The organism is [Leptolyngbya] sp. PCC 7376 (genome assembly GCF_000316605.1).
Lineage (GTDB): Bacteria > Cyanobacteriota > Cyanobacteriia > Cyanobacteriales > MRBY01 > MRBY01.
This window is the reverse complement of the sequence record NC_019683.1, coordinates 2582317-2593352: the sequence shown is the minus strand read 5'-3', so window position 1 is coordinate 2593352 and position 11036 is coordinate 2582317. Positions and strand designations below refer to the sequence as shown.

Sequence of the window (11036 nt, the reverse complement as noted above, 5' to 3'; positions counted from 1 at the left end):
TTATATCTCTCTAACTCCATCCTAGATCCGGAATATGGCTCTATTTCCTAATGTGAAATATATCCTTACTAACTCTGAAAAATTAATGAAAATATTGATTTAAACAACTTTTTCTTTGCTTAAATCCACAAAAAAATGAGTTACCCTAATACATATTCACATTATATCTTTTTTCCTTAATCTAAAATTAACTAGGAGATAATTTGCTTACCATAAATCTTTGTGCTTTGTGAAAAGTTGAGATGTAGATCGATGAGGAGAATCTCTTTTCTTTGCTGATTTTTAGAAGATTTAGTAAAACTTTTTACCTGGTGTTAGGCAATGATGAGATTGAGGTGCTTTGATTGTCGAATTTAGGTTGGGTTGAAGATTTGAGTTCGTTGAGCAATTCGACAGGCGATCGCCTCACAGTAAAAATTTGCCCGATTGAGTGATACCTCAAGTTTTCGGTCTGGGTTCAAGTTAAAATGATGAACCTAGCTTGCTTTGTACCAGTCTCTCGAAACAATCTATGAAAAGCCTTTTCCTCGATCGCCTCAATAGTCCCGAACGTCCCGTCCTTGTATTTGATGGAGCGATGGGAACAAATCTTCAAGTGCAGGAGTTGACCGCTGAGGATTTTGGTGGTCCTGAATATGAAGGCTGTAATGAATATTTGATCGAAACGAAACCTGAGGCTGTGGCGATCGTTCATCGTGGCTTCCTTGAAGCAGGAGCCGATGTCATTGAAACAGATACCTTTGGTGCGACATCTATCGTCCTCGCTGAATATGATTTAGCAGATAAAGCCTACGAACTAAACAAAAAAGCGGCAGAACTCGCCAAATCTGTTACCGCAGAATTTTCCACCCCAGAGAAGCCTCGTTTTGTTGCTGGTTCCATAGGACCCGGTACAAAGCTGCCAAGTTTGGGACACATTGATTACGACAGTTTAGAGAATGCCTTTGCAGAACAGGCAGATGGTCTTTTTGATGGTGGTGTTGACCTGATGCTTGTCGAAACTTGCCAAGATGTTTTACAGATTAAAGCAGCGCTTAATGGCATTGAACGTACCTTTGAGAAGAAAGGCGATCGCCTGCCGATTATGGTGTCGGTGACGATGGAAACGATGGGCACAATGCTCGTTGGAACAGAGATTTCCGCAGCCGTTGCAATCCTTGAACCCTACAAGATCGATATTTTGGGATTGAACTGTGCGACAGGCCCTGATCTAATGAAGGAGCATGTCAAATATTTATCTGAACATTCACCCTTCATCGTCTCCTGTATTCCGAACGCAGGTTTACCGGAAAATGTTGGCGGCCAGGCACACTACAAATTAACGCCCCTCGAAATGAAAATGGCGATGATGCATTTCATCGAGGATCTTGGGGTGCAAGTTATTGGTGGTTGTTGTGGAACCCGTCCCGCTCACATCAAAGCTTTAGCGGAAGTTGCGGCAGAACTAAAACCCAAAGAACGTCACACTACATTTGAACCCTCCGCAGCATCCATTTACAGCACACAGCCCTATATCCAAGACAATTCTTTCCTAATCGTTGGCGAAAGATTGAATGCGAGTGGCTCGAAAAAATGTCGAACATTACTCAATGAAGAAAATTGGGATAGCTTGATTTCCCTTGCGAAATCCCAGGTGAAAGAAGGTGCTCACGTCCTCGATGTCAACGTTGATTATGTTGGTCGTGATGGCGTGCGAGATATGCATGAACTGGCGTCACGGCTAGTGAATAACATCACGTTGCCATTAATGCTCGACTCCACCGAATGGGAAAAAATGGAGTCTGGCCTCAAGGTTGCGGGCGGTAAATGCATTCTCAACTCCACCAACTACGAGGATGGTGAAGAGCGTTTTTATAAGGTGTTATCTCTCGCGAAAAAATATGGTGCTGGTGTAGTCATTGGAACTATTGACGAAGATGGAATGGCGCGGACTGCGGAGAAAAAGTTTGCGATCGCCAAACGTGCCTACGATGCTTGCTTAGAATATGGCATTCCTCCCTATGAAATTTTCTTTGATCCGCTGGCATTACCTATCTCAACTGGTATTGAAGAAGATCGTCTCAACGGTCAGGCAACGGTAGATGCCATTAAACAAATTCGTGATGAACTGCTTCACTGTCACATTATTTTGGGTGTTTCGAATATTTCCTTTGGTCTGAATGCCGCATCACGGCAGGTCTTAAACTCAGTCTTTCTCCATGAATGTATGCAAGTGGGGATGGATTCGGCGATCGTTAGTGCCAGTAAGATTTTGCCGATGTCGAAAATTAGTGATGAACATAAGAAAGTTTGTCTCGATCTGATCGGCGATCGCCGTGAATTTGATGGCGATGTATGTACCTACGATCCGCTGACGAAACTAACGGAACTCTTTGCTGGTAAGAAAGCGAAAAAATCTGAGGCGATTGATAAAAACCTACCCATTGATGAGCGTTTAAAACAACACATTATTGATGGTGAAAGACTCGGTTTAGAAGATGCCCTTAATGAAGCTCTAGAAAATCATCCACCGCTCAATATTATTAATGTCTTTCTATTGGACGGCATGAAAGTTGTCGGTGAATTATTTGGCTCGGGTCAGATGCAATTACCTTTCGTACTCCAGTCAGCCCAAACTATGAAAGCGGCAGTGGCATTCCTCGAACCCTTTATGGATAAAGAGGAAGGCGATGATCGTGGTAAAGGCACATTTGTGATTGCAACAGTTAAAGGCGATGTGCATGATATCGGCAAAAATTTGGTCGATATTATCCTTTCAAACAATGGTTATAACGTCGTCAATCTCGGCATTAAACAGCCGATTGAAAACATCGTAAAAGCCTATGAAGAACACCGACCTGATTGCATTGCGATGAGTGGTTTATTGGTGAAATCAACTGCTTTTATGAAAGATAATCTTGAAGCATTTAATGAGCGAGGAATTACTGTTCCTGTCATTTTGGGTGGCGCAGCATTAACACCTAAATTTGTTAATCAAGACTGTCAAAACACCTATAAAGGTCGAGTGGTTTATGGTCGCGATGCCTTTGCTGATTTGCACTTTATGGACAAGCTCATGCCCGCGAAATCGGCGGAAAATTGGGATGATCTCAAAGGTTTCCTCGATGAGTATGACGAGAATGGGAGTAATGGTAATGGCCATCATGAAACCAACGGATCTGCCATCATCGAAGAAGTTGCGCCAGAGCCAGAGGAGCCAGAAGTCATTGACACTCGTCGTTCTGAAGCTGTTGCTTTGGATATCGAACGTCCAACGCCACCTTTCTGGGGCACAAAGATTTTGACTGCGGCTGACCTAGATCTGAAAGAACTTTTCTGGCATCTAGATTTGCAGGCTTTAATCGTTGGTCAATGGCAATTCCGTAAGAAGAAAAACCAGACCAAAGAAGAATATGATCAGTTTGTCATTGATGAAGTGCATCCTTTATTAGAGCAATGGAAAGCACGGGCGATCGCCGAAAAAATCCTCGATCCGACATTAATCTATGGTTATTTTCCCTGTCAATCTCAAGAGAATAGCTTGATTATTTACGATGTTGATAAATATGCAGCCGATGAAACCCTAGAGAAAGTAGCGAAGTTTGATTTTCCTCGCCAAAAATCTGGCAAGAGACTCTGTATTGCAGACTTCTTTGCAACTGTAGAATCTGGCCAAGTTGATGTCTTTCCGATGCAGGCGGTAACAGTCGGCGAAATTGCCACTGAGTACGCAAAAAAACTATTTGATGCCAACGAATACACCGATTACCTTTACTATCATGGTCTCGCTGTTCAAACCGCTGAAGCCCTTGCTGAGTGGGGTCATGCTCGTGTACGAAGAGAGCTAGGCTATGGCGATTTAGAACCGGATAATATCAAAGATATGTTGCGTCAGCGATACCAAGGTTCTCGCTATAGTTTTGGTTATTCTGCTTGTCCAAACATTCAAGATCAATACACGCAATTAGACTTGCTTAAAGTTGATCGCATTAATATGTATATGGATGAGAGCGAACAGATTTATCCAGAGCAATCCACCTCCGCCATCATTACCTACCACCCCGTTGCCAAATACTTCAACACTTAGAACCTGCGAGGAGTACTTATGAGAACTCTCACAAAATGGACGGTTAGTGAGTACCATAATCTAATTCAAAAAGGCATTCTAGATCACAAGCGAGTTGAATTATTGGATGGAGAATTAGTAGAAATGGCCCCAGAGAGTCCTTTACACCGTACGGTAATGGACAAAGGTAATGATTATCTTCGAAGTTTATTGCATGGAAAAGCGGGCGTTTATGAAGGTCATCCCATAACTCTCACGAACTCTGAGCCTGAACCCGATATTGTCGTTGTTCAACTGCCAAAATCTCAATATTCAGAAAGACATCCCAATGCCAGTGAGATTTTTCTCCTAATTGAGGTTGCAAAATCAACACTTTCTTCTGATTTAAGTGACAAAAAAAATCTTTATCAGAAAGAAGGCATTAAAGAATATTGGGTAATTGATTTAGTTAACAACCAACTTCACATTTTTAAAGACTTAATAAATGCTCAGTACCGTTCAATGACAATTTACACTGAAGGAAATGTTATACCCAATGCTTTTCCAAACTTAGAGATTTCTGTTGCTAAATTACTTAATTAATACTTGCGTTCTTTGGGTTCAAAACGATTAACGACGACTGGCATATATTCAATGTCTACGCCGTCTTCTGAACAGAAACTTAGGGTATGGCCTAGGTACTTTTTATCATCACGTATGGGGAAATCTTCCCGTGAATGAGCACCGCGACTTTCTTTGCGATTGTAGGCAGAAGTGAGAATGGCTTCCCCAACTTTAAGAATACTTTGTAGCTCCATAGCTTCGATAAGTTCTGTGTTCCAGTGAGTGGATTTGTCATCAAGAAAAACATCGTTATATTCTGCTTTTAAAGATTGAATTTCTTGAATCCCTTCGGACATGATTTCATCGGTACGGAAGACACCGCAGTGTTCACTCATCGTGTCTTGAAATCTTTGTCTTAAATCGCCAATTCTTGTTTTTCCAGTTTGGTCAATTAGTTTTTTGATGCGGGTTTTTGCGGCTTCTAGGTAATCTTTTTCGCTAATGTCTGGCAAAGGGCGATCGCCGATGTATTCGGCAATTTTGCTACCGACACGACGGCCATAAACAATACATTCGAGTAGAGAATTACTACCGAGACGATTCGCGCCATGAACCGAAACACAAGCACATTCCCCTGCTGCAAAAAATCCTTCCGTTAACTCAGTGCCATTTTTTCGGACACGCCCCTCGGTATTAACGGGAATGCCACCCATGGAATAGTGAGCAGTTGGACGCACAGGCATTGGCTCGACAATGGCATCAATCCCCACCAATCGCTCTGCCTCTTCCCAACAGAAAGGGACTTTACTCATAATTTTGTCTTTACCCATGTGAGTCAAATCGAGATGGACAAAATTACCGCCAGCACTACCATCTGGCTTAATACCGCGACCTGCTCGAATCTCTAAAGTGATGGCTCGCGAGGTGATATCTCTGGGTGCAAGTTCCATTTGTTTTGGCGCGTACTTCTCCATAAAGCGATCGCCGTCGCTATTACGGAGATAAGCGCCTTCGCCTCGTACAGCCTCAGAAATTAGAACTCCTACTGGAAATAAACCTGTTGGATGGAATTGCACAAACTCCATATCTTCGAGCGGTAATCCCACAGCTGCCGTCATCGCTAGTCCGTCACCTGTTGACGCAAAATCATTAGACGTCGTATTAAAAACGCGCCCATAACCGCCCGTTGCAAACATTACAGCTTTGGCGCAAACGACTTCGAGCTTCCCCGTTTCGATGTGATACATTACCAGACCCTTTGCCTGATTCTCCTCAAAAATGAGATTCATCACATACCATTCGTCGTAAATGGTGACGCCATTGTGCCGGAGATTATTGACGAGCTCGTGGAGAATGGCGTGACCTGTTTTATCTGCTGCGTAACACGTGCGTTTATGGGAATGCCCACCGAAAGCGCGTTGAGCAATGCGCCCATCTTCGAGGCGAGAAAATAACACCCCCATATGCTCCAGCTGGATGATAACCTCAGGAGCTTCTTTTGTGAGAATTTCGACAGCATCTTGGTCAGCTAGGTAGTCGGAACCCTTTACGGTGTCGAAGGCATGGGCTTCCCAACTGTCCTCAGGGTCAACATTTTTAAGACTGGCTGCAATGCCACCTTGGGCAGCGACGGAGTGAGAACGAATAGGATGGGTTTTGGCGATGAGCCCTACATCAATGTTGGAATTTGTTTTCTTTATTTCTAAAGCAGCGCGGCATCCTGCTAATCCACCACCCACAATGATTACGTCGTGCTGCAACATACAATCTTTTCCCCAGTCTCACTAATACTTCTATTTTTGTTGCAAAGACTGGGTTATCGGCGATCACCTGTCATATTTTGTATTTGCTCGTCATATTTTTTATAAAACATTTTTCTGTTTTCCGTTGAGTCCCTCAATATTGCAGTAAGCTGCTTTCCGCACTTCTACTTACATATGAACTTATAAATCAATTAGTTAGTGGAGGAAACTGACATTGAGGGATAGGCGATCGCAGGTACATTTTTGGACGTGTTTCTCTATAATGGCGGCACGGCAGATGCTCTCGGCTTTGCCAATTTCCACAGCTATAATGATTTCATGTCACTTTTAGCCAAAATTGACAGTTTTTTGATCTGCACCCAGACATTGATTACCATTAATGAAAATATCCACATGATTCAATTGTCTTTGCTCAATGATTGAAATTATTTTTGATGGTTCCCTTGCTGTAAATCATAAAGTTTCAATGAGAACACTAGGGATGACATATACTCATATCCAAAAGGCTCTAGAAAGAGCTTATATAGATATTGAAAGAGATGGCATTTTTAAAAATGAGAGATTAAAAAAAGAAGACTACTATCTCACCGAGTTTTTTTTAGAGAGTACAGCCAACAATTGTTATCGAGTATCTTTCAGAGAAGCAACGCAAAATCTAAAAAGGACTATTGATAGAGTATCTCAAGCAATTTTCAATCCTTATGATCTTGCTATAAGCGACGCAAAAATAACACATCAAAAAGTTTTAGAGCAAGTAAAAGACAGAGAAGGACAAAGTCTACTAATTCCCAAAAGCTACCAAGACATTTTGTCAGGAAAGAGTGAGATAAAATCAGAAAGCTATGGCAGTAAATCAATTATTAGCAATATAAATCAGGCTATCATTCCTGTGAGAAAGAGTCAGGAAGAAGGTAGCATTACCTTGAGATTAAATGGAGAGCAATCATCAGAGTATCACTTCGATACTAGGATAAGTACAAGATTTAGTACCATTACTTCATACAAAGAGTTAGGGCCAGAAATGCTCTGTGAATGTTATTTGTTAATGTTGAATCCAACCAAAACCAAAGGTAAGGTTAAGCATACTTATAATGGAAAAGAGTCAACTTTGTTTTTTGTTGAACACAGTGATTGCAATCAAGTACTACCATTCTTGGAGCAAGATGAGAACGGTCGCCCCAAGAAAAGTTTTTCCTTTATCGGCCATGTCGTTAAAGAATCTGGAGTTCTTAATGTAGAAACAGGTGATGTAATCTTCAAAAGATTGGCATCATAAGATACAAATCATGGAAGATTTTGTAGACTCCCTAAAAGACTTATATCTCGAAAAAATAACTACATCTTTTAGCCCTCAAAAGCTATTGATTTTCGTGCTATTTACTTTAGCTCAAATTATCATTCAAGATAGTACTCATGGTGATTCCTTCTTCCTTTCTTTGATTGATATTAAGATTCAAGATTTGTTTGATTTTGATGATGGTTTTTTTAGTAAGGTTCGTATACTAAATCTTATTCTTTCTTTTTTTCTTACAACATTAAATTTTCTCCTATACAATAAGCTAAAAATCTTTTTTTTCAACCAAATACCTCGTCAAAAAAAATTCAAGAGCTCAGTTAATAAAATGATTCAAAATACGAGACTAAATATGAGTCTTGAAAAGAGAATCAATATTGATGTTATGCATGAGCTAGCAGAGTCAATTAAGAGAAAAAAATTAGAGTTTATTCAAAAACATGACGCTGGAATTATTTCTATGACATTTTTGTTAATGGGATTAGTATCCTTATATACTCCAACTAAAAATGACATTTTTGTATGCGCACTTCTGTCAATTTTTATTCTGTGGATCCAGAGGAATAGTTATGTTTTTTACCTGTCGAAATTAGTTCCATTACTTGTGGTTCATAAGGTACTTCTTGAGAAGGAGTTTGATTTGCAAGATTCATCAGTTTTTGATAAAGAGTAAGTTCTTGGATGGAAAATATTTTTGAAATTCAGAAATGCCACTTCAATACATTAAATTAAAAAACATAATTTTCCTGATTAGACAGAGAAATTATTATTGTCTTACAAATGCGTGATTGTTCTGTTGTTTAGTGTAATTTCATATTGGATTTTTAATAACAAAAAAACATATCTTTTATCCATGCCAAAGCAACTACAATTAAAGACTTGATGATGATTTTCGAAAGGAGGTAAACCATAATTGAAGCAATTATCTGGAAACCCGGAAAAAAACTTTAGTTGTGATGGGGGTTAATAGTATACTTCTCTCCCTTCCCCCCCAATATATTAATTATATAGGCTAGGTATTTTTGACCTGGATTTTTTGATGATTTTTAAACCTCTTTTATCTCATGTGTAGAGACTTATCAGATAATTTCTTCTGTTGAAGTGAATCCCATTAAAAGCAATTGCCCTTAAGAATTTACGGATTATCATGAGAGCAGTAATCACCAATGTTCAATATATTTATGACCATTGCTGGCGATCGCCTGACGATATCTAAAGAAAAGCTAGTCGTAATCTGTCAACAGTGGCGAATTAAAGAACTGGCTTTATTTGGCTCAGTGCTGAGAGAAGACTTTCGGGAAGACAGTGATATTGATCTGTTGATTTCCTTTGCTCCTGAAGCTCCCCAAGGATTACTAACCCTTGCCAAAATCAAGTGCCACTTAGAAGACTCGCTGCATCGTAACGTTGACTTAGTGCTCAAAGAAGCTATACCGGAAGGAGATAATTGGATCCGTCGTCAAGAAATCTTGAATACTGCAGTAATAATCTATGAATCATGATGATGCTTACTTGCTCGATATTCTCAACGCCATTAAGCGAATTCAGTATATTTTTTTACTAGTCAGTACGGGTATGGGAAATTTGCCAACTGAGAAAAATAACAGGAATGAGACCAACACCCAAAATTGCGAGAGCTGGGACTGATGCTTCTACAAGTCTTTCGTCAGAGGCATATTGATAAACCTTGACGGCGAGAGTATCGAAATTAAAGGGCCTAATGACAAGGGTGGCTGGTAATTCTTTCATTACATCGACGAAGACCAACATCGCAGCGGTGAGTAAACCTGTCCACATTAGAGGGGTATGTACTTGGATGAGAGTTTTGATAGGGGAATAGCCCAGGCTACGGGAGGCATCGTCGAGGGTGGGTTTGATTTTGCCGAGGCTGGTTTCCACTGCGCCAAAGGATACTGCAAGAAAACGAACGAGATACGCAAAAATCAATGCTGTGATGGTGCCGCTCAGCAACAAACCTGTTGAGATATCGAATTGGGCTTTAAAAAAGTTGGCGATCGCATTATCGAGTTTACCGATGGGAATCAAAATACCAACTGCAATTACTGATCCCGGAATCGCATATCCTAGGGCCGCTACTCGAATACCAAATCTCATTACCAAGCTTTTGTTGAGTCGTTGACCATAGGCAAGAATCAAGGCGATCGCCACCGCAAGAACTGCTGTGAGCGTTGCTAATACAAAACTATGCTGTGCAAATTCCCAGAACTGTAGCCGAAACTTGGCTTGGGGACGATTTAATGCCATTTCGAGCAGGATGCCCACAGGCACCACAAAGCCGAACATGACAGGTACAGCACAAAAAATATGGACGAGGATTGATCGCCACCACGACAGACGATACAAATTTGGCGAAGAATAATTATTGCTTGTTTGGTAATATCTGGCTTGTTGTCGTGACCATTTTTCGAGAACGAGTAGCGCCGCAATAAATAGCATTAACATCGCTGCTAACTGAGCTGCAGCCTGCGGTTCTCCCATTCCAAACCAAGTTCGATAAATTCCTGTCGTAAAAGTTTCTACCCCAAAAAACTGCACGGTTCCAAAATCATTGAGGGTTTCCATCAGCGCCAATGCTAAACCTGCTGTTATTGCTGGGCGTGCTAAGGGGAGAGCAATTTCCCAAAAACTTTGCCAAGGGTCACAACCTAGAGTGCGACTGGCTTCAATAGTGGTTGCTGATTGCTCTAGAAAAGAGACTCGCGCTAATAAATAAACGTAGGGATAGAGTACTAAAATCAGCATTAAAATGGCGCCGGGCAGTGACCGAACCTCTGGGAACCAATAATGTTGAGCTGATGACCAGCCAAAAATATGTCGCAAGGTTCGCTGTACCCAGCCGTAATAATCCAGCAAATCTGTATAAACATAGGCAAGCAAATAAGCTGGAGCTGCAAGGGGAAGCAACAAGGCAACTTCCCAAAACCGTTTACCCCAGAAATCGCACATCGTCACTAGCCAAGCCGCTGTGACTCCTACCACTGTGACCCCAGTACCCACTCCCCACATCAGCCAGAGTGAATTAAAAATATACCGCCCTAAAACTGTTGCTGCGAGATGCTGCCATACTTCCCCGGAGTCTACAAAGACGCTGCTGAGAATAAATAAAATAGGGATTGCAATCAGTGTGGCGATCGCCAGAGTGATGGGAGTCCAGAAATTTAGCCGTAGACGTTTCAATAGGGTTAACCGGAAAAGATTCACAGAGCTCTATTGTGAAATGAAGCCCTATCTCCACGCAACATTATTCAAAGTCTGCAACTCTCAAACTCTCTAAAAACGAGGGCGATCGCCCTTATTCTTACACACAAGAAAAAAGGGAATAGCGACAAGACTACTCCCTCCAAAACAGTATTTATTTAGTTGAAACTGA

Annotated in this window: 7 protein-coding genes; 5 read left to right on the top strand and 2 right to left on the bottom strand. The window is 41.1% G+C overall.

The features are described 5' to 3' along the window. The first annotated feature begins 511 nt into the window (after nucleotides 1-511). Nucleotides 512-4066 carry a methionine synthase gene (gene metH / locus LEPTO7376_RS11405; protein WP_015134329.1) on the top strand — a complete coding sequence of 1185 codons (3555 nt, stop codon included), beginning with the start codon at nucleotides 512-514 and terminating at the stop codon, nucleotides 4064-4066. An 18-nt stretch (nucleotides 4067-4084) separates the two neighbouring features. After that, complete coding sequence (locus LEPTO7376_RS11400) at nucleotides 4085-4627, top strand: Uma2 family endonuclease (RefSeq protein ID WP_015134328.1); 543 nt, start codon at nucleotides 4085-4087, stop codon at nucleotides 4625-4627. Here the strand turns inward: LEPTO7376_RS11400 and LEPTO7376_RS11395 are convergent. Then, nucleotides 4624-6351 carry a succinate dehydrogenase/fumarate reductase flavoprotein subunit gene (locus LEPTO7376_RS11395; RefSeq protein ID WP_015134327.1) on the bottom strand — a complete coding sequence of 576 codons (1728 nt, stop codon included), beginning with the start codon at nucleotides 6349-6351 and terminating at the stop codon, nucleotides 4624-4626. The two genes, LEPTO7376_RS11400 and LEPTO7376_RS11395, sit on opposite strands and share 4 nt — an antisense overlap. Nucleotides 6352-6766: 415 nt before the next feature. On the opposite strand from LEPTO7376_RS11395, the gene LEPTO7376_RS11390 reads away from it, so the two are divergent. The 3 genes from LEPTO7376_RS11390 to LEPTO7376_RS11380 all read left to right on the top strand — a co-directional run bounded on the left by LEPTO7376_RS11390 (nucleotide 6767) and on the right by LEPTO7376_RS11380 (nucleotide 9147). Then, nucleotides 6767-7627, top strand: coding sequence for a hypothetical protein (locus LEPTO7376_RS11390; RefSeq protein ID WP_015134326.1), 861 nt, complete (start codon nucleotides 6767-6769; stop codon nucleotides 7625-7627). 10 nt (nucleotides 7628-7637) lie between these two features. Next, complete coding sequence (locus tag LEPTO7376_RS11385) at nucleotides 7638-8318, top strand: hypothetical protein (protein ID WP_015134325.1); 681 nt, start codon at nucleotides 7638-7640, stop codon at nucleotides 8316-8318. A 493-nt stretch (nucleotides 8319-8811) separates the two neighbouring features. Next, nucleotides 8812-9147: a nucleotidyltransferase family protein gene (locus LEPTO7376_RS11380; RefSeq protein WP_015134324.1), complete on the top strand. Its 336-nt coding sequence runs from the start codon at nucleotides 8812-8814 to the stop codon at nucleotides 9145-9147. Between the two features lie 58 nt (nucleotides 9148-9205). On the opposite strand, the gene LEPTO7376_RS11375 is transcribed toward LEPTO7376_RS11380, so the two are convergent. Further along, entirely contained in the window at nucleotides 9206-10867 is a 1662-nt protein-coding gene (locus LEPTO7376_RS11375) for an iron ABC transporter permease (protein WP_015134323.1), read from the bottom strand. Between the last annotated feature and the right edge of the window lie 169 nt (nucleotides 10868-11036).

Coding starts and splice junctions, on each gene's coding strand:
- metH (WP_015134329.1), top strand. CDS start 512: ATGAAAAGCCTTTTCCTCGATCGCCTCAATAGTCCCGAACGTCCCGTC.
- LEPTO7376_RS11400 (WP_015134328.1), top strand. CDS start 4,085: ATGAGAACTCTCACAAAATGGACGGTTAGTGAGTACCATAATCTAATT.
- LEPTO7376_RS11395 (WP_015134327.1), bottom strand. CDS start 6,351: ATGTTGCAGCACGACGTAATCATTGTGGGTGGTGGATTAGCAGGATGC.
- LEPTO7376_RS11390 (WP_015134326.1), top strand. CDS start 6,767: ATGATTGAAATTATTTTTGATGGTTCCCTTGCTGTAAATCATAAAGTT.
- LEPTO7376_RS11385 (WP_015134325.1), top strand. CDS start 7,638: ATGGAAGATTTTGTAGACTCCCTAAAAGACTTATATCTCGAAAAAATA.
- LEPTO7376_RS11380 (WP_015134324.1), top strand. CDS start 8,812: ATGTTCAATATATTTATGACCATTGCTGGCGATCGCCTGACGATATCT.